Annotated in this window: 18 protein-coding genes; 9 read left to right on the top strand and 9 right to left on the bottom strand. The window is 71.7% G+C overall.

What is annotated here, in order from left to right; genetic code table 11:
- Nucleotides 1-49 precede the first annotated feature (49 nt).
- The 9 genes from ACFVJX_RS12550 to ACFVJX_RS12510 all read left to right on the top strand — a co-directional run bounded on the left by ACFVJX_RS12550 (nucleotide 50) and on the right by ACFVJX_RS12510 (nucleotide 10456).
- Nucleotides 50-979, top strand: a complete 930-nt coding sequence (locus ACFVJX_RS12550; RefSeq protein WP_384133280.1) for a carbohydrate ABC transporter permease — start codon at nucleotides 50-52, stop codon at nucleotides 977-979.
- Complete coding sequence (locus tag ACFVJX_RS12545; RefSeq protein ID WP_384133284.1) at nucleotides 976-1896, top strand: carbohydrate ABC transporter permease; 921 nt, start codon at nucleotides 976-978, stop codon at nucleotides 1894-1896. Before ACFVJX_RS12550 ends, ACFVJX_RS12545 begins: the two co-directional genes overlap by 4 nt.
- Nucleotides 1893-3086 carry a Gfo/Idh/MocA family protein gene (locus ACFVJX_RS12540; RefSeq protein WP_384133286.1) on the top strand — a complete coding sequence of 398 codons (1194 nt, stop codon included), beginning with the start codon at nucleotides 1893-1895 and terminating at the stop codon, nucleotides 3084-3086. The genes ACFVJX_RS12545 and ACFVJX_RS12540 overlap by 4 nt, the downstream gene beginning before the upstream one ends.
- Nucleotides 3083-3910 (top strand): PmoA family protein, encoded by an 828-nt coding sequence (locus ACFVJX_RS12535; RefSeq protein WP_384133289.1) that lies wholly within the window; start codon nucleotides 3083-3085, stop codon nucleotides 3908-3910. Before ACFVJX_RS12540 ends, ACFVJX_RS12535 begins: the two co-directional genes overlap by 4 nt.
- Nucleotides 3907-5463 carry a family 43 glycosylhydrolase gene (locus ACFVJX_RS12530; protein ID WP_384133292.1) on the top strand — a complete coding sequence of 519 codons (1557 nt, stop codon included), beginning with the start codon at nucleotides 3907-3909 and terminating at the stop codon, nucleotides 5461-5463. The genes ACFVJX_RS12535 and ACFVJX_RS12530 overlap by 4 nt, the downstream gene beginning before the upstream one ends.
- A gap of 90 nt (nucleotides 5464-5553) precedes the next feature.
- Entirely contained in the window at nucleotides 5554-6888 is a 1335-nt protein-coding gene (locus tag ACFVJX_RS12525) for an ABC transporter substrate-binding protein (RefSeq protein WP_384133295.1), read from the top strand.
- A gap of 138 nt (nucleotides 6889-7026) precedes the next feature.
- Nucleotides 7027-7845, top strand: a complete 819-nt coding sequence (locus ACFVJX_RS12520; RefSeq protein ID WP_384133298.1) for a rhamnogalacturonan acetylesterase — start codon at nucleotides 7027-7029, stop codon at nucleotides 7843-7845.
- Between the two features lie 62 nt (nucleotides 7846-7907).
- The gene (locus ACFVJX_RS12515) at nucleotides 7908-9251 is read left to right on the top strand and encodes a polysaccharide lyase family 1 protein (protein ID WP_384133301.1); all 1344 of its coding nucleotides are present in this window, start codon (nucleotides 7908-7910) and stop codon (nucleotides 9249-9251) included.
- Nucleotides 9252-9343: 92 nt separating this feature from the next.
- Nucleotides 9344-10456, top strand: coding sequence for a pectinesterase family protein (locus ACFVJX_RS12510; RefSeq protein ID WP_384130994.1), 1113 nt, complete (start codon nucleotides 9344-9346; stop codon nucleotides 10454-10456).
- Nucleotides 10457-10520: 64 nt separating this feature from the next.
- Here ACFVJX_RS12510 and ACFVJX_RS12505 read toward each other — a convergent pair whose 3' ends face one another.
- From ACFVJX_RS12505 to ACFVJX_RS12465, 9 genes are all read right to left on the bottom strand, one after another.
- Nucleotides 10521-11369, bottom strand: coding sequence for a pectate lyase (locus ACFVJX_RS12505; protein WP_384131002.1), 849 nt, complete (start codon nucleotides 11367-11369; stop codon nucleotides 10521-10523).
- A gap of 134 nt (nucleotides 11370-11503) precedes the next feature.
- Entirely contained in the window at nucleotides 11504-12229 is a 726-nt protein-coding gene (locus ACFVJX_RS12500; RefSeq protein ID WP_384130991.1) for a hypothetical protein, read from the bottom strand.
- On the bottom strand, nucleotides 12226-12804 hold the full coding sequence (locus tag ACFVJX_RS12495; RefSeq protein ID WP_384130989.1) for a SigE family RNA polymerase sigma factor: 579 nt from the start codon (nucleotides 12802-12804) through the stop codon (nucleotides 12226-12228). Before ACFVJX_RS12495 ends, ACFVJX_RS12500 begins: the two co-directional genes overlap by 4 nt.
- A 252-nt stretch (nucleotides 12805-13056) precedes the next feature.
- Nucleotides 13057-14508, bottom strand: coding sequence for a peptidoglycan D,D-transpeptidase FtsI family protein (locus ACFVJX_RS12490; RefSeq protein WP_384130987.1), 1452 nt, complete (start codon nucleotides 14506-14508; stop codon nucleotides 13057-13059).
- A 101-nt stretch (nucleotides 14509-14609) separates the two neighbouring features.
- Entirely contained in the window at nucleotides 14610-15269 is a 660-nt protein-coding gene (locus ACFVJX_RS12485; RefSeq protein ID WP_384130983.1) for a response regulator, read from the bottom strand.
- Nucleotides 15266-16519, bottom strand: a complete 1254-nt coding sequence (locus tag ACFVJX_RS12480; RefSeq protein ID WP_384130980.1) for a sensor histidine kinase — start codon at nucleotides 16517-16519, stop codon at nucleotides 15266-15268. The genes ACFVJX_RS12485 and ACFVJX_RS12480 overlap by 4 nt, the downstream gene beginning before the upstream one ends.
- Nucleotides 16516-17526, bottom strand: coding sequence for a hypothetical protein (locus tag ACFVJX_RS12475; RefSeq protein ID WP_384130978.1), 1011 nt, complete (start codon nucleotides 17524-17526; stop codon nucleotides 16516-16518). Before ACFVJX_RS12475 ends, ACFVJX_RS12480 begins: the two co-directional genes overlap by 4 nt.
- A gap of 90 nt (nucleotides 17527-17616) precedes the next feature.
- Complete coding sequence (locus ACFVJX_RS12470) at nucleotides 17617-18090, bottom strand: GNAT family N-acetyltransferase (protein WP_384130975.1); 474 nt, start codon at nucleotides 18088-18090, stop codon at nucleotides 17617-17619.
- 2 nt (nucleotides 18091-18092) lie between these two features.
- Entirely contained in the window at nucleotides 18093-18863 is a 771-nt protein-coding gene (locus tag ACFVJX_RS12465; protein ID WP_384130972.1) for an IclR family transcriptional regulator, read from the bottom strand.
- Nucleotides 18864-18956: the final 93 nt, after the last annotated feature.

The raw sequence follows: 18956 nt of genomic DNA, 5'->3' as shown, positions 1-18956 counted from the left end.
CATCAGCACCAGCCCGCACCCCCAGTACCTGAGAGAACGGAGACGTGTCATGGCCCAAGCCGCCGCTGTGGCCACACCGCCCAAGGTGCCCAGGCGCCGCTCCGCGAGCCCCCGCAAGCTGCCGTACCTGCTGATCGCCCCCGCGGGGCTGCTGATGCTGGGCTTCATCGCCTACCCGGTGATCAGCGTCTTCTACTACAGCCTGCAGAACTACAACGTCACCAAGCCGTGGCGGAACGGCTTCGCGGGCTTCGACAACTTCACCCGGATCTTCACCGAGGACGACCAGTTCTGGACCACGCTGGGCTTCAGCGCCCAGTGGGTGGTCACCCAGGTCGCGCTCCAGCTCACCCTCGGACTCGCCCTCGCCCTGATCGTCAACCAGACCTTCATCGGCCGCGGCATCTCCCGGGCCATGGTCTTCTCGCCGTGGGCCGTCTCCGGCGTACTCACCAGCACCATCTGGATCCTGCTCTACAACTCCTCGACGGGCTTCAGCCGTTACCTCGCGGACGCGGGGATCGGCGACTACGGCACCTCCGTGCTCTCCGACACCGGCACCGTCTTCTGGGCCGCGACCGTCGCCGAACTCTGGCGCGGAGTGCCCTTCTTCGCCATCCTCATCCTCGCCGACCTGCAGTCCGTCTCCAAGGAGCTGTACGAGGCGGCGTCCGTGGACGGCGCCGGGCGGCTGCGCCAGTTCTTCCACATCACCCTGCCGCACCTGCGGGACGCGATCATCCTCGCCACCCTGCTGCGCGGCGTCTGGGAGTTCAACAACGTCGACCTGCTCTACACCCTCACCGGGGGCGGGCCCGCGGGCGAGACCACGACCCTGCCGCTCTACGTCGCCAACACCGGCATCGAGGGCCACGACTTCGGGTACGCCTCCGCGCTCACCACCGTCGCCTTCGTGATCCTCCTCTTCTGCTCGATCGTCTATCTGCGCCTGAGCAAGTTCGGAGGCGACCACAAGTGACTGCCGCACTGGCCGAGAAGAACGGCACCGACTCCGCACGCCCGCCCGCGCCGAGCAGCCTTCCGTCCGCCGCGCACCGGCGCCTCAGACCCGGGCGTGAGCGGGCCTTCGACGACGTTCCGCGCTGGCAGATCTACGTACCGCTCGGCATCTACCTGGTCTTCACCCTCATCCCGTTCTACTGGATGTTCCTGTTCGCGGTGCGCCCCGCCGGGTCCACCTCGCTCGTGCCGTGGCCGATGACGGCGGAGCACTTCTCCAAGGTCTGGAACGAGCGCAGCTTCGCCGTCTTCTTCCAGAACAGCATGATCGTCGGCGTCTGCACCCTGGTCGCCACCACGCTCGTCGCCCTGGCCGGCGGCTACGCGCTGGCCCGGTTCAACTTCAGGATCAAGAACGCCTTCATGCTGGCGCTGCTCTGCTCGCAGTTCATCCCGGGCGCGCTGATGCTCGTACCGCTCTTCGAGATCTTCAAGAACCTGCAGATGATCAACTCCCTGGGGAGTGTGGTCATCGCCGAGACGGTCTTCCAGCTGCCGCTCTCGATCATCCTGATCAGCGGGTTCATCAAGAACGTGCCCGTCTCGCTGGAGGAGGCCGCCTGGGTGGACGGCTGCTCGCGCTTCCGTGCCTTCTGCGCGGTGGTGCTCCCGCTGCTGCGGCCGGGGCTGATCGCCGTCGGCTCGTTCGCCTTCGTGCACAGCTGGAACCACTTCCTGTTCGCCCTGATGTTCCTCAGCGAGCAGGACAAGCAGACGATCCCGGTCGGTCTGAACACCCTCATCGGCGCGGACAGCGTCGACCTGGGCGCGCTGGCCGCGGGCGGGGTGATCGCCGCGGTCCCCGTGGTGATCGTCTTCGCCTTCATCCAGAAGTGGCTGATCACCGGCTTCAGCGCCGGCGCGGTGAAGGGATGACCGGCATGTCGTCGCCGCCCACCACCGCGCCCGTCCCGATCGTCCTCGCGGGTGCCCGGGGCCACGGGCACTGGCACCTCGCCAATATCCGCCGACTCCAGGACCGGGGCCTCGTCCGGCTCGCCGGCATCTGTGAACCCGCCCCGCTCGACGAGCGCGAACTCGCCGCCTTCGCGGGTGAACTCCCGCAGCAGGGAGCCGACTTCGGGGCGCTCCTGGACTCCACCGGGGCCGTCGCCGCCGTCATCTGCACCCCTATCCAGACCCATACCGAACTGGCGCTCACCGCCGCGCGGCACGGCGTCCACCTCCTCCTGGAGAAGCCGCCCGCGGCGACCCGGGCCGACTTCGAGCGGATCCTGACCGCGGTACGGGACGCCGGCATCGCCTGCCAGGTGGGCTTTCAGTCCCTCGGCTCGCACGCCGTACCCGCCATCCGGGACCTCGTCCGCAGCGGCGCGATCGGCGCCGTGCGGGGCTACGGGGCCGCGGGTGCCTGGGTCCGCGACGACGCCTACTACCGGCGCGCTCCCTGGGCCGGACGGCGGAGGATCGGCGACACCGACGTGGTCGACGGGGTCCTGACCAACCCGCTCGCCCACGCCGTCGCCACCGCCCTCGAACTCGCCGGCAGCGGAACGGCCCAGGACGTCGCCTCCGTCGAGACCGAACTCTTCCGCGCCCACGACATCGAGGCCGACGACACCTCCTGCGTACGGATCACCACCACGTCCGGACTGCCGGTCACCGTCGCCGTCACCCTCTGCGCCGAACAGGCCGGCGAACCCTATGTGATCGTCCACGGCGACCGCGGCCGGATCACCTTCTGGTACAAGCAGGACCGGGTCCTCGTGCAACGCGCCGGCCACGGCCCACAAGAGGCGGTGCACGGCCGCACGGACCTCCTGGAGAACCTCCTCGACCACCTGCGGCAGGACGGCACCGAACTACTGGTGCCGCCACACCGCACCGGCGCCTTCATGCGGGTCGTCGAGGCCGTACGGACCGCCCCCGAACCGCTCGCCCTGCCCGCCGACGCCTGGCACACCGCCCCCGCGACCGTCGGCAACGGAACCCGCCGGGTGGTGCGCGGCGTCGACGCGGCCGTCGCGGCGGGCGCCGACACCCTCACGCTCTTCTCCGAACTCGGCGTCCCCTGGGCGCTCCCCACAGAGGTGAGTTCACCGTGACGACCACCGCACTCCTGAGCTGTGCCGGCCGCCCGGTCGGCCGCTACACCTACCTGCCGGCCCCCGGGGGCCGCCCCTACCTGCACCCGGTCACCACCCTCGGCGGCACCCCGGTCACCGAGGAGCACCCGGCCGACCACGTCCACCACCTGGGTACCTCCGTCGCCGTTCCCGACGTGGCGGGGCACAACTTCTGGGGCGGCCGCACCTTCGTCCGGGGCCGGGGCCCCACCGCGCTCGACAACCACGGGGTGCAGCGCCACCTCGGCTGGAAGCTCCGCGACCCGGACGGATTCGTCGAGGAGCTCAGCTGGGAGGCGGACGACACCGAACTGCTGCGGGAGCACCGCACCGTCGCCGCCTGCGAACTCTCCGACACCGCCTGGGCGCTGGACTTCTCCTTCTCGCTCACCAACCGCGGCACCTCGGACCTGTCGATCGGCAGCCCCGCCACGAACGGCAGACCGGGCGCCGGATACGGCGGTTTCTTCTGGCGCGCCCCCAAGGAGGCCTCGGCGCCCGCCGTGTTCAGCGACTCCGGTGACGGCGAGGACGCCGTGCACGGACACGCCGCCCACTGGGTCGCGATGAGCGGCGACGGCTGGACCCTGGTGTTCGCGGGGGCCACCGGGGCGACCCGGCGGGACCCGTGGTTCGTGCGGAGCACCGAGTACCCGGGCATCGGTTCCTCCCTCGCGGCCGCCCACCGGCTCCCCGTCCCCGCGGGCGGCACGGTCGTACGCCGGATCGTCACGGTCATCGCCGACGGCCGGCTCGACCGGGCGGCGGCCGCCGCCTACGTCCGCCGGGCGGTGACGGCGTGAGCACCGCCCGGGACAGCCGGCCCTGGACCGCCGACCTCGGCGACGGCACCTACCGCAACCCGGTGCTGAACGCCGACTGGTCCGATCCCGACGTGGTGCGGGTCGGCGACGACTTCTACCTCACCGCCTCCAGCTTCGGCCGGGTCCCCGGACTGCCGCTGCTGCACTCGCGCGACCTGGTGAACTGGTCCCTCATCGGCCATGCCCTCGACCGCATCGAACCGGCCGCGGACTTCGCCGGGCCGCGCCACGACCGCGGGGTGTGGGCACCTTCGCTGCGTCACCACGCGGGACGGTTCTGGATCTTCTGGGGCGACCCCGACCACGGCATCCAGCAGATCAGCGCCGAGGACGTCCGGGGCCCGTGGAGCGCGCCCCATCTGCTGAAGGCGGGCAAGGGGCTGATCGACGCCTGCCCGCTGTGGGACGAGGAGACCGGCGAGGCGTATCTCGTGCACGCCTGGGCCAAATCCCGTTCCGGCATCAAGAACCGGCTCACCGGACACCGGATGAGCCCGGACGGCCGGGAGCTGCTCGACGAGGGCAGGACCCTGATCGACGCCGACACGATCCCCGGCTGGTTCACCCTGGAGGGCCCCAAGCTCCACCGGCACGAGGGCGAGTTCTGGATCCTCGCCCCGGCCGGCGGGGTGGCGACGGGCTGGCAGGGCGCCTTCCGCTCCCGCGACTTCTTCGGACCGTACGAGGAGCGCGTGGTCCTCGCCCAGGGCCGTACCGGGATCAACGGGCCGCATCAGGGCGGCTGGGTCCGCACCGCGGCGGGCGAGGACTGGTTCCTGCACTTCCAGGAGCGCGGGGCGTACGGGCGGGTCGTCCACCTCCAGCCGATGCGCTGGGCCGCCGAGGACGGCGGCTGGCCGGTCATCGGCGACGCGGGCGAACCCGTCTCCGTGCACCGTAAGCCGGCCGCGCCCCCTCAGCCCGTGGAGGCACCGGCGAGCAGCGACGGCTTTCCCGGCGGCCGGTTCGGCAGGCAGTGGCAGTGGACCGCCGACCCCCGTCCCGGCTGGACCGTCGAGCACGGCGGTGACGGGCTGCGGCTCAGCTGCGTACGGACGGCCTACGCACACGATCTGCGGGCCCTGCCCAACGTGCTGGTCCAGCGGCTGCCCGCGGAGACGTTCACCACCGAGGTCGAGGCAGCCCTCGGCAGCGACGTGCCGGGCGCCAAGGCGGGTCTCGCCGTGCTCGGGGACGCGTTCAGCTGGATCGGGCTGGAGCGGGCCCGGGACGGCGGCGTACGGCTCGTGCACCGGTACGCGGAGCCGGTCGCCGAACACGAACGGGACGCCGAGCACAGCAGGGCGGCCCCCGACGGGCGGGCCCGGCTGCGCATCGAGACCGGGCCGGGAGCGCGCTGCCGCTTCTTCGCCGACACCGGGGACGGGACCGGCTTCAGGCCGTCGGGCCAGGTCTTCGCCGCGACACCGTGGCGCTGGGTCGGCGCCCTGCTCGGACTGTTCGCCACCGCACCCGCCGGAACGGGGCCGGCCGGGACGGCCTGTTTCACCGGATTCCGCACCAGCGCCTGACCGCACGCACCGACCGCACGAAGTGACCGTTCGGACACCCCCCATGCAGAGCGACCCGTCACACGGACAACCGACAGAGAAGAGCCGACCATGAAGATCTCGAAGACGCAGCGGGGGCGTGCCGCGGCAGCGGTGTCCGTCGCGGCGGTGCTCGCACTGACCGCCACCGCCTGCGGTGACGACGGCAGCGACAGCGGCACCGAGGGCAGTGGCAAGGGCGAAATCACCTTCTGGGACAACAACGGCGGTCCGCGCACCGCCATCTGGACCGAGATCATCAAGGATTTCGAGAAGGAGAACCCGGACATCAAGGTCAAGTACGTGCCGATCCCGATCGCCGACGTGCAGTCCAAGTACGACACGGCCATCGCGGGCGGCGGGCTGCCCGACGTGGGCGGTGTGGGCACGGCCTATCTGGCCAACATGGTCTCGCAGGAGGCCCTCGACCCGCTCACCGACCGGATCAAGGGCTCCTCGCTGAAGGGCAAGCTCGTCGAGGGCATGGTCGAGAGCGTCAAGGACGCGGGCGGCCGGGGCGACGACCTGTACTCGGTGCCGACCTCCGCCAACAACGGCGCGATCTGGTACCGCACGGACCTGTTCAAGGCGGCGGGTCTCGAAGCGCCCACCACCTGGGCCGACTTCTACAAGGCGGCCGACAAGCTCACCGACGGCAAGCACAACAAGTTCGGCTACACCATCCGCGGCGGCGCGGGCTCCATCGCGCAGGCCATGGACGCGGCGTACGGCCAGTCCGGCATCACGGAGTTCTGGAACGGCGACAGAACGACCCTCAACGACCCGAAGAACGTCGCCGCGCTGGAGAAGTACGTCGCGCTCTACAAGAAGTCGACACCCGCCGCCGACGTCAACAACGACTTCACCAAGATGGTCGCCCAGTGGGACACCGGCACCATCGGGATGCTCAGCCACAACCTGGGTTCCTACCAGGACCACCTGAAGGCACTGGGCAAGGAGAAGTTCGCCGGGATACCCAACCCGATCGGGGACGGCGGCACCCGGGTCCAGGTCTCCAACCCGGTCGACGGCCTCGGCCTGTTCCGGTCGAGCAAGAACAAGACGGCCGCCTGGAAGTTCATCGAGTTCGCCGCCTCGCACGAGTCGAACAGCAAGTGGAACGAGTCCGCGGGCGCCATCCCGGCCAACACCGAGGCCGCCAAGGACCCGTGGATCAGCGGGACGGAGCCGACCGAGCTGGCCGCGAAGGCCCTCACCGACGGCTCCACCAAGATCGTGCAACTGCCGTACTACCTGCCCGACTGGAACAACATCAGCAAGGCGGACAACGAGCCGGAGTTCCAGAAGCTGCTGCTCGGCAAGGTCACGTCCAAGGCCTTCCTGGACAAGATCGCCGAAGAGCTGAACAAGGCCCAGGCGGAGTGGAAGGAGATCGGCAACGGCTGAGCCGGCCCCGACACCCCGGTGACCGGGGGCCGGCGGCGGCGCGGGTCGCACCCGCCGTCGGCCCCCCTCCTCCCGTACTCCGTACCGCAGTTACGTCCCGCACGTATCCGTACGTCCCACGAGAGAGGCAGTTCCACCGTGTCACTCACCCGTAGACGCACCGCGGCCGCGCTGCTCGCGCTGCCCCTCGGCCTGGCCGCCACCCCCGCCGTCGCGCACGGGCCGGGCGGGCGCCGCCGCACCGTGCACATCGCGGGCGATTCGACGGCCGCCCAGAAGTACGCGGACGTGGCGCCCGAGACCGGCTGGGGGATGGCCCTGCCGTTCTTCCTGGCCCCTTCCCTCGCGGTCTCCAACCACGCGATGAACGGCCGTAGTTCGAAGAGCTTCATCGACGAGGGGCTGCTCGCGGCCCTGCTGGGGGAGGTGCGTGCGGGCGACCTCCTGCTGATCCAGTTCGGGCACAACGACGAGAAGACCGAGGACCCGGCCCGCGGCACCGACCCGTACACCACCTACCAGGACCATCTGCGCCAGTACGTGCGCGGCGCCCGGGTGCGCCGGGCGCGGCCGGTCCTGCTCACCCCGGTGGAGCGCCGCCGCTTCGCCGCCGACGGCACCGCGACGCCCAGCCACGGCGACTACCCGGACGCGATGCGCGCGCTGGCCGCCGAGGAGCGCGTCCCCCTGCTCGACCTCCAGGCCCGCACGCTCGCCCGCTGGCAGGAACTGGGTCCGGACGGCACGCGGGAGTACTTCAACTGGCTGGAGCCGGGGCAGTCGCCCAACTATCCCGACGGGCAGCAGGACAACACGCACTTCCGGCCCCGCGGCGCCATCGAGGCCGCCCGGCTGGTCACCCGCTCACTGCTGGACGAGCGCGTCCTCGCCCCGCGCGACGTGCGCCCCGCCGGCTCCCCGGTCCCCACCGAGTGGATCACCTGGCCACAGGCCTGACCGCTCCCCACAGCCCCACAGCACGACTCCGACACCCACCGACCCACCCCGAAGGAACCGCCATGCCCGCACGCATGTGTCATGCACGCGCCATAGCCCTGGTGATGGGCTGCGCCTCACTGGCCCTCGCCGTCTCCGTGCCCGCCCAGGCCACCGGACACCGGCCCGCCCCCCGCCACAGCAGCGGCATCGAGCGCGCCGTCCTCCCCGAGGGCGACGGCTGGGCCGCCGCCGAGGGCTCCACCACCGGCGGCGCCGCAGCCACCCCCGATCACGTCTACACCGTGAGCAACCGGGCCGAACTCGTCGCCGCCTTCGCTGACGCGGGCGACGCACCGAAGATCGTCAGGATCGACGGCACCATCCACGGGAACTCCGACGCCGAGGGCACCCCGGTCGGCTGCGAGGAGTACGAGACCGACGGCTACACCCTGGACAAGTACCTCGCCGCCTACGACCCGGACACCTGGGGCCGCAGCGAGGTCCCGTCCGGCCCCCTGGAGGACGCCCGGCTCGCCTCGGCCAAGCTGCAGAAGGCGGCCGTGAACGTCTACGTCCCGTCCAACACCACACTGATCGGCGTCGGCGGGAACGCCACGGTCATCGGCGCCGGCCTCCAGATCCAGAACGTATCCAACGTCATCGTCCGCAACATCGGCTTCGAGGACACCTACGACTGCTTCCCCCAGTGGGACCCCACCGACGGGGACACCGGGCACTGGAACTCCGAGTACGACAACCTCGTCGTCCACGGTTCCGACCACGTCTGGGTCGACCACAACACCTTCAGCGACGGGGACCACCCGGACGCCGGCCAGCCCCGCTACTTCGACGAGCTGTACCAGCAGCACGACGGGCTCTTCGACATCGTCAAGGGCGCCGACCTGGTCACCGCCTCCTGGAACGTCCTGGAGGACCACGACAAGACGATGCTCATCGGCAACAGCGACGGCGCCGGGGACACCGACCGCGGAAAGCTCCGGGTCACGCTGCACCACAACCTCTTCAAGGACCTGAACGAGCGCGCCCCCCGGGTCCGCTTCGGCCAGGTCGACTCGTACAACAACCACTTCGTCGCCACCAGGGGCAGCGTCTACGGCTACTCGTACGGCATCGGCGCCGAGTCCCATCTCGTCGCCGAGCACAACGCGTTCACCCTGTCCGGCGGGTTCGACCGGGCGAAGATCCTCAAGAAGTGGTCCGAGTCCTCGCTCACCGCCGCGGACAACTACGTCAACGGCCGCCGGACCGATCTGATCGCCGTCCACAACGCGGGCGTCCCCGAGGAGCAGCTCACCGCGGGCGCCGGCTGGACACCCGCCCTGCGCACCGGAGTCGTCCACCCGCTGCTCGTCCCGCTGCTCGTGGACCTGGGGGCGGGCGTGGGCCGGATTCCAGGCGCCTGACCACCGACCGCCCCGAGCCCCGCCGGCGCCCCAGTGGCGCCGGCGGACCCGCCCGGCCCCCGTCGCGCCCCGCGCGTAAGGAAGTCACACCCATGCCCAGCAGACGCAGTGCCCTGACCCTGCTCGCGGGCGGCAGCGCCGCCCTCGCGCTCGGAGCGGCCCCGGCCGCACACGCCCACGACCGGCCCGTCGGCCACCGCCCCTTCGGACGCCACGGCTCACCGTCCCACCGCCCCGACACCGCGACGCTCTACGTCGACGCCCACGGCAGGGGCGACCACACCACCGTCCAGGCCGCCGTGGACGCGGCGACCGGCAGCGGCAGGACCCTGGTGATCGCCCCGGGCACCTACCGCGAGACGGTCGACATCCCGGCCGACCGGACCGGCCTCACCCTCATCGGCGCGAGCGGCGACCCGCACGACACCGTCATCGTGTACGCCAACGCCAACGAAACGCCCCTGCCCGACGGTTCGGGCACGCACGGCACCAGCGGATCAGCCACCGTCACCGCCCGGCCCGCCGGTCTCACCGCACACGCGCTGACCTTCGCCAACGACTGGCTGCGCGCCGACCACCCCGCGTACGCCGGGACCCAGGCCGTCGCCATCAAGGTGCAGGGCGACCGTTCGGCGTTCTACGACTGCCGCTTCCTGGGACACCAGGACACCCTCTACGCCGACTCCGCCGCCCTCACCGACTTCGCCCGCCAGTACTACCGCGACTGCTACGTCGAAGGAGACGTCGACTTCGTCTTCGGCCGCGCCACCGCCGTCCTGGACCGCTGTCACTTCCGCACCCTGAACCGCACCGACCTGGCTGCCCCGCCGTACGGCTTCGTCTTCGCGCCCAGCACCGCAGGCGCCAACGCGCACGGCTTTCTCGTGCTGCGCTCCCGGGTCACCGGCACGGCGCCGGACGGTTACTTCAAGCTGGCGCGCCCCTGGGTGCCCTCCTCCGACCTCACCGCACACCCGATGCTGACCGTGCGCGAGTGCCGGCTCGGCGCGGGAATCGACACCGACGAACCGTACGGAACCATGTCCGCGGGCTTCCCCTGGCAGGAGCAGCGCTTCGCCGAGTACCGCAACACGGGGCCGGGCGCGCGCGTCACCGTACCCGCCAACCGCCCCCTTCTCACCGCTCCCGAGGCGCGCCTGCACACCCCGGCCGGCTGGTTCGGCGACTGGCGTCCGCACCGGTGAGGAGCCGCCACCGCGCGACGGGCGCCCCGCCGGACGGCTCCGGCGGGGCGCCCGGCACCGTAGCTCAGTCGTAGCTGAGGTCGGAGCTGCTGTACTTGCAGTACGTGCCGTCCGGCCCGCTGCCCGTCTCCGGCGGCTCGGCGCCGGTGTCGTTGCCGGTGTAGCGGACGCACGGCTTGATCTTCTTGCTGCTGTCGCCGTGGATGCGGACGGACCTCAGGGTCGCGGTGTCCCCGTAGTTCGTGTTGATCCCCACCAGGGCCTTGCCCGGAGCCGTCACATCCACGTCGCTGACCGTGATCGTGCGCTTGTACTGCTTGGAGCAGTTTCCGCAGGAGCGCACCAGCTTGCCGAAGTCCGAGACCTGGAAGCCGCTCACGGTCAGGCTGCCCGCGCCGTTGAACTGGAAGACCTTGTCGTCGGCGCCCCTGGCACCGCCGCCGGTCACCTTGTACACGGCCCCGGACGAACCGCCCTTGAAGGAGGCAGCGTCCTCGCCGACATCCTCCCACCACACGTTCTGCAGCGTGCAACTGCCCAGGCAGTGAATGCCGTCGGCGGCCGGGGAGCCCACGACGACGTTCTTCAGGACCGCACCGTCGGCCAGCTCGAAGACCGGGTCCTGGTCCTCGTCCTGCCCGCCGTCGCCCAGGTCCCCGCTGCCGTAGAAGCGCTTCAACGCGCCGTCGTACGTACCGGATACCTCGATGGTCGCCGGTACGGCCTGCGAACCCACGGGGGTGGGCCAGGCCGCCGCGGCGGCGGGCGTGGGGGAGGCGTCGGCCGACTGGACCAGCAGACCAGTGGCGAGCGCGGCGCCGGTGAGGGCCAGTGCGGTCGTCGACGTGGCGATCGTGCGACGCCGGCCGGAGCGCCGTGCGTGGCTGCCGCGGAGTGCGGCTTGCTTCTTCATGTCGGTGTCCCGTTCCTCGATGGTGGGGGGAGCGTTGCTCTCCTTGGTCGCCACCACCGGGTCGGGGGTTGCCGGGTACCGCCGCTCTTTTTCTCCCCCGCGCCACACAGGGTGAAGACCAAGTCAGGGACCGGTCAGTGAGCGCGGCCGAAGGAGTCGCCCACCGAAGCCCGTTGACCCGTGACCCGCACCGCGTGCGCCGTCACGTAGTCGCCCGCCGGGTTCCGTTCGCCCTCGGCGTGGTCGTACTGCCCGGCGAAGGTGTGCGTACCGGCCGGGACACTCCGTCCGGGCTTCAGCACCCACCGGTACACGAGGAAACCGCCGTCCTCGGTCGCCGACACGGTGAAGTCCCGCTCCGGCAGCGAACGCCAGGAACCGGTGCTGGTCACGCCGCCGGTGAGCACGATCCGCAGCTCCACGGTCAAGGAGGAGAGCGGCTCCGTAGTCCGCAGCGTCACATTGCTCTGCGCCCAGTACGCGTTGCTGTGCGGGTCGACGACGCCGTCCGTCCACAGCGGGCCGTCCTCGGTCCGCAGCGTGCCGCCGGGTGCGGCCGGAGCGGTGACCGGGCCCGGCGTACCGGTCGCCGACGGCGGACCCGCCACCGGCTCACCGCGCTGCCCGTCCCCGCCGGCGGAGGTGACGGCGAACGCGCCGACGGCCAGCACCCCGCAGACCGCCGCCGTCGCTCCCGCGACCCGCAGCCACGGCATCGCGGCGCGCGGCGGGCCCGCCGGCCGGGCCCGGGGGCGGTCCTCGGCCATCCCGCGCTCGACCCGGGCCAGTATCCGCTCCCGGTCCGGCCGGTGCGCCTCGGCGGCGACCCGCAGCCGCCGGGGCAACTCCTCGTTCCTCACTGACTTCCTCCGGTGCGCTGCGCCGCGACGGCCACCTGTACGTGCGCGGCGGGCGTGTCGGGACCGAGCAGCCGCTGCAGTTCCGCGACGGCGCGCGAGGTCTGGCTCTTCACCGTACCCACCGAGATCCCGAGCACCAGCGAGGTGTCCCGCTCCGAGAGGTCGAAGGCGTGCCGCAGCACCACACAGGCGCGCTTGCGGAACGGCAGCCGGCGCAGCGCCCCCTGGACGTCCACCACCGCCGACACGTCCGGATCCTCGACGGCGTACCCGTCCCCGCCGCCGCGCGGCGCCCAGAACAGCGCGATGCGGCGGCGCTCGCGCACCGCGCTCCTGATCCGGGTCCTGGCCAGGTTGGCGACCACCCCGCGCGCGTACGCCACCGGGTGATCGGCGCTCCTGACCCGGTCCCAGCGGTGCCACAGGGCCAGCAGGGCATCGGCGGCCAGATCGTCCGCGGCATCGGCCTCACCGGTCAACAGGTGTGCGAGCCGGGCGAGTTCGGCGTAATGGGCCTCGAAGAAGGCATGGAACTCGGCGGCAGCGGCATCGGTGTCCTCGACGGATGTGCCCACAGCTACCCCATCCCCGCGATCGAATCCCGCACCTGCCGGTCCCGGCCGTGTACGTTCCCGGAGCCGCCCGCGGTGTGCGGGCGGGGCGAGAGCGTACCGCGCACCCCGCAAGCGCTTCGACACGGGTGCGTATCCAAGTAAGGCGTAACACGGCGAAAACCTGAAGGGCCCGGGACACAGCGAACGCCCCGGCGCCCCGAAAAGGGGCCCCGGGGCGCCGGGTCCGTCCATCCGCCGGTTACCCGCGGTGCGTCACCGCTGGAGCGCGGCCTTCATCATCTTCTGGGCGATCGGGGCCGCGAGACCGTTGCCGCTGACCTCGGAGGCGGCCGAACCCGAGTCCTCCACGATCACCGCGACCGCGACCTCCTGGCCGCTGGAGCCGTCCTTCGCGTACGAGGTGAACCAGGCGTACGGGGTGTTGCTGTTGCCCACGCCGTTCTCCGCGGTCCCCGTCTTGCCGCCCACCTCCGCCCCGCCGATCCGGGCGTTGGTGCCGGTCCCCTTCTCCACGACGGTCACCATCGCGCTGCGCAGCTCCTTGGCGGTGGCCGCGGAGACGACGCGCTTCATGTCACCGTCCGCGTAGTCCTCCAGGGTGCCGCCCTTGGAGTCCGTCACCTTGGACACCATGTGCGGGGCGGCCAGCTCACCGCCGTTGGCGAGCGCCGCCGAGACCATCGCCATCTGGAGCGGTGTCGCGGTGACCTCGAACTGGCCGATGCCCGTCAGCGCCGTCTGCGCGTCGTCCATGTCGGAGGGGTAGAGGCTCTCAGCGGCCCGGACCGGTACGTCGAGCTTCTCCGTGTTGAAGCCGAACTTCTCCGCCATCGCCCGCACCTTGTCCTGGCCGAGGTCGGCGGCGACCTTGCCGAAGACGTTGTTGCACGAGTACTGGAGCGCCACGCGCAGCGTCGCGTTCTCGCAGGGGGCGGAGGCGCTCTCGTTCCTCAGGGGGGTGCTGCTGCCGGGCAGGGTGTACGGGCTGGGGCTCTTGGTGGGCTCGTCGACCGAGCTGTAGAGACCGTCCTCCAGCGCGGCGGACGCCACTACCAGCTTGAACGTCGAACCGGGTGCCAGCGGCTGCCGCATCGCACGGTTGACCAGCGGCTTGTCCGGGTCGGCGAGCAGCTTCTTCCAGGTGTCGCCGTCGGTCGTCCCGCTGATGTCGGAGGGGTCGTAGGACGGCGAGGAGACCATCCCCAGGATCTGTCCGCTCTTCGGGTCGATCGCCACGGCCGCGCCCTTGTCGTCGCCGAGCGCGTCGTACGCCGCCTTCTGCACGTCCGGATCGATCGTCGTCAGCACGCTGCCTGGCTCGGTCTGCTTGCCGGTCAGCGCGTCCAGCGGGTTCTTCAGCCGGTCGTCGGTGCCGTCCAGCACATGGCTGTAGATGCCTTCGAGCTGGGTGGAGCCGTAGGCCTGCGAGCCGTATCCGGTGACGGCGGCGTAGAGGTCGCCCTGTTTGTAGGTGCGCTTGTACGCGAGGTCGCTGCCCTCCGTCCTCTTCGATCCGGTGACCGGGGAGCCGGCCACGATGATGTCGCCGAGCGGCTGCGCGTACTGCGCGATGATGTTCCGCCGGTTGTGGTCGTCGTCTGCGAGCGCCCGGGCCTGGTACGCCTGCACCCAGGTCGCCCGCCCCAGCAGGGCGAGCACCAGCAGCAGCGAGAAGACCGAGGCGCGCCTTATCGTCTTGTTCATTCCGTACAGGGGACGTACGGGACGGGGCGCACCGTTCCCCGTTGTGCGGCTTCTCACCCATTCCTCATCGTCACCCGGCCGTCGCCGCGGTGCCCGCGGGCTCAGCCCGGGGTGATGAACCCCGACTCGTACGCCGCGATGACCGCCTGCGTACGGTCCCGGGCGCCGGTCTTCGCGAGGACGGCCGCCACATGGGTCTTCGCCGTCGCCGGACCGACCCGCAGCCGCGCCGCGATCTCCGCGTTGGTGAGTCCGGCCGCCATCAGCCGCAGGACGTCCGCCTCCCGGCCGGTGAGCCGGGCGGCCCAGGCGGGTGCGGCGGACGGCCTGCGCCGCCCGTACTCGGCCGCCAGTCCCCGCACCGCCGCGGGGAAGAGCAGCGAATCGCTGCGGGCCACCAGCCGCACCGCCTGCACCAGGTCCTCGGCCGCCGCCCGTTTGAGCAGGAAGCCCGCGGCTCCGGCGCACAGCGCGTCGTACACGTAGGAGTCGTGTTCGAAGGTGGTGACGACGACGATGCGGGGGGCCGGGTCGAGCGTGGCCAGGATCTGCTCGGTGGCCCGGATGCCGTCGGTCTCCGGCATCCGCACGTCCATCAGCACCACGTCGGGGCGCAGTTCACGGACCACGGAGACGGCCTCGGCGCCGGTGGAGGCCTCGCCGACGACCTCCAGCCCGCTCTCGGCGTCCAGGATGACCCGCAGAGCGGTGCGGACCATGCGTTCGTCGTCGGCGACGACGATCCGGACCGTCGTACTCATGACCGTTCCCTTCCGGGGGTGTGCAGGGGGAGGCAGGCGGTCAGCCGCCACTCGTCGTCGTGCGGTCCGGCCTCGGTACGGCCGCCGAGCAGGACCGCCCGCTCGGCGATGCCGCGCAGCCCGCGGCCACCGTCGGGCCGTACCGGGGGCGGCCGTTCGGGCAGCGGACTGGCCATGACGATCTCCAGCTCCTCCGGGCGCACCGCGATCCGCAGCCGGACCGGCCCGCCCCGCCCGCCGTGCCGCAGCGCGTTGCTCAGCCCTTCCTGCACGATCCGGTACGCCTGGCGTGCCACGGCGTCGGGCACCGCGCCCTGGTCGCCGTCGGCGGTGTACGAGACGGGGACCCCGCAGTGCGCCAGCAGTCCGTCCAGCGCGTCGAGCCCCGGGCCGGGCGCCGCGTCCTGTTCCCCGTCGCCGTCCTTGCGCAGCAGCCCCAGCACGGTGTCGAGTTCACCGACCGTGCGCCGTGTCGTCTCCTCGATCGCGGTCAGCGCCTCGCGGACGAACTCCGGGTCGCTGTCCAGGACCCGGCGTGCCGCGCCCGCCTGGAGGGTGACGGCGCTGAGCGCGTGGCCGACCGAATCGTGCAGCTCCCGGGCCAGCCGGTTGCGTACCGCGAGGTCGGCCGCCCGGCGCTCGGCGGCGGCCAGCCGGTCGTCGGGGGTGGGCCCCAGCAGCACCGGTGCCCGGTCCGCCAGCAGCGCCCCGGCCGCCGCGGCGCAGCCGGCCAGCGCCGCCAGCATCGCGATCCCGGCGAGGGGCATCAGGACCAGCGGCCAGGGCCCGTCCAGGGCCGCCGGCAGACGCATCACCCGGGAGTCCCGCACGGCCTGGACGAACGGAAGCACCGTCACACCGACCGCGAACGGGATCAGTGCCAGCGTCATGCCGCTGACGATGCCGCCGAGTCCCACGTGCAGGGTGTACCAGAGCGCCGCGCGGACCCGCGCCTGCCGGGTCCTGGCCGGTCCGTCGGCGAGCGGCCGGTCCGGCGGCAGACCGCACAGTGCACGGGCGGCGGCCACCGACAGCGGCCGGGCGAGCGGGAAGAGCGCGGTCACCGCGGCCATCGGCAGCGCGAAGCCGAACGCGGCCAGCTGGTCGACCGGCGAGGTGAACACGTTCGCGTCCGGCCGGTACGAGCCGACGATCACCGTGCCGACCAGGAAGTACGGCATCAACAGGGCGCCGCCGACTACCAGATGCAGCCAGCGCAACCGGGCCCGCTGCCCGACCAGCGGCGTCACGCCGGGCGGCCGGACGGCGGCCGGGCCGCTGCCGCGCGCTCCACCAGGAAGTACGTACCCAGGGTCATCACCAGCATCCCGACCAGCATCTGCACAGCGTAGACGAGCACCACCGCGGCGGTGGGCCGGTGGGCCACGTCGTTGACACCGCTCAGCTGGGCGAGGCCCATCCAGGCGCCCCAGCAGGCCGTCGCCCCGGATCCGCCCCACGCCAGGGCGAGCGGTACCCGCAGCGGCAGGGCGGAGCTCCGGCGGAAGGCGAGGAGCAGGACCCCGGCGACGGCGACGACGGCGAAGAGGCCGTGGACGGCGTCGACGACGTGCGAGTCGCTGTCGCTCTCCGCGATCTGGGCCGCGTTGAGCCCAGCGGTCGACCCGGCGGCCCAGAGCAGATGCATGGCGCCGGGTATCAGGGCGGTCAGCGTGACGGCTACGGCCGTGACCCGCAGGGCGGGGGCCGTGGGGCTGAGGGGCAGATCGCGCAGCGTGCCTTGCCAGAGGTGGCCCCAGCGGTCCCTGGCGTACAGCACGAAGAGGGTGCCCAGCGCCAGGCCCTGGATGATGAAACCGGTGTAGACGACGCCGAAGACCCATTCGTCCAGGAAGGGCCGTGCGGAGTCGCCGCCGCCGGCGATCCCTCCGCCCAGGGCCTTGACCAGTAGTTGCAGTGGATAGCCGGCCATGATCGGCAGCAGCAGACCCGTCGCCGCCCACACCGGCAGGACGAGCAGCCAGGCGGGCACGCGCCGGCCCCAGGCCTGGGTGAGCAGCAGGGCGATGACCACGACCGCGCTGTCCATCAGGACCGAGCCGCCGTTGGCGACGATCATCGCGGCGCGGTGCTCCAGGAGCGGGCTCCCGGCCGGGATCCCGAGGTGACTGCCCGCGACCCAGGCGGCCTTGAGCACGATGTACGGCAGGCAGGCGATGATGGAGAGGGTCCGCAGTGCGGTGCGCAACCGGGTGGTGACCGGTGCGGGGGCCGGTGCGAGCGGTGTCTGTGTCATGCGGTCAACGTTTCCGTGCGGGCGGCGCGCGCACGTCCTGCCCGGCGACGATCCGTCTCCGCCGCACGGCGGAGACGGATCGCGGACATGTCATCCAGTGAGGGTGAACAGCAGTTCGTCGGTCTCCTCGCCGCGGGCGTGCGCGTAGCCGTGGTCCTGGCCCGTCACGGTGAACCCGCACTTCTCCAGTACCCGCCGCGACCCCGTGTTGTCGGCCGCCGCGCGCGCGTACAACGGGCGCTCCGGCACCGTGTCGAGCAGCGCCCGCAGTGCGGCGGTGGCCAGACCGCGGCCCCACCGCGCCCTGTCCATCCAGTAGGTGACCTCACGGTCGTCCGGCGGCCCGTAGACCCCGGCGCTGCCGACCACCACACCGTCGGCGAGCACCGTACGCATCACCACCGAACCGTCGGCCAGGATGCGCTTCCAGTGGGCGTCGAACGCGTGCCGGTCCGTGGGGTCCTCGCTGGTGAAGGCGGCCGTGTGGACCGCCACGGGGTCGGCCATCCAGGCGAAGAACAGCGGCAGATCACCGTCGCGCACCGGGCGCAGGGAAACGTCCATGGTCAGAGCCTCCTGGTGGCGAGCGTCAGCCGGTCACGGGCGTCGAACAGCGCGTCCTTGACCATCTGCTCGTGGGCGGGCGTCAGCCGGGCGACCGGCACCGAGCAGCTGATGGCGTCCCTGGCCGGGGTGCGGTACGGGATCGCGACGCCGAAGCAGCGCAGCCCCAGGGTGTTCTCCTCGCGGTCGACCGCGTACCCCTGCTCGCGGATCAGGTGCAGCTCCTCGATGAGCCTCTCCCGGTCGGTGAGGGTGTGCTCGGTCAGCGCGGGCAGCGTCTCGGGCAGCATCTTGCGCACCTGCTCGTCGCTGTGGGTGGCCAGCAGCGCCTTGCCGAGCGAGGTGGAGTGCGCGGGCAGCCTGCGACCGACGCGGGTGAACGGGCGCAGGTAGTGCTGGGACTGGCGGGTGGCGAGGTACACCACGTTCGTCCCGTCGAGCCGGGCCAGGTGGATGGTCTCCGTCGTGTCGTCGGAGAGCCGGTCCAGGGTGGGGCGGGCGGACGCGACCACCTCGTCGCCGTCGATGTACGAGGTGCCGACCAGCAGCGCCCGTACACCGATCCCGTACCGCGTCCCGGTCGCGTCCGTCTCCACCCAGCCGAGCTCGACCAGGGTGCGCAACAGCATGTAGAGGCTGGACTTGGGGTATCCGACCGCCTCCTGCACCGCCGCGAGCGAGTGCATGCCGGGCCGCCCCGCGAAGTACTCCAGCAGTTCCACCGTCCGTACCGCGGACTTGACCTGTGCCCCACCAGACTCGGCAACCGACATCGCCCTACGCCCCTTCCAGCCCACTTACGAAACCTGCGACTTCTTGCCAACACCGAACGCCCGGAAATAGAGTCGCTTCATATTCACGATCAG

It is taken from the genome of Streptomyces sp. NPDC127177 (assembly GCF_042672475.1).
In the GTDB taxonomy this organism is placed as follows: domain Bacteria; phylum Actinomycetota; class Actinomycetes; order Streptomycetales; family Streptomycetaceae; genus Streptomyces.
This window is presented reverse-complemented; position numbering and strand designations above follow the sequence as displayed.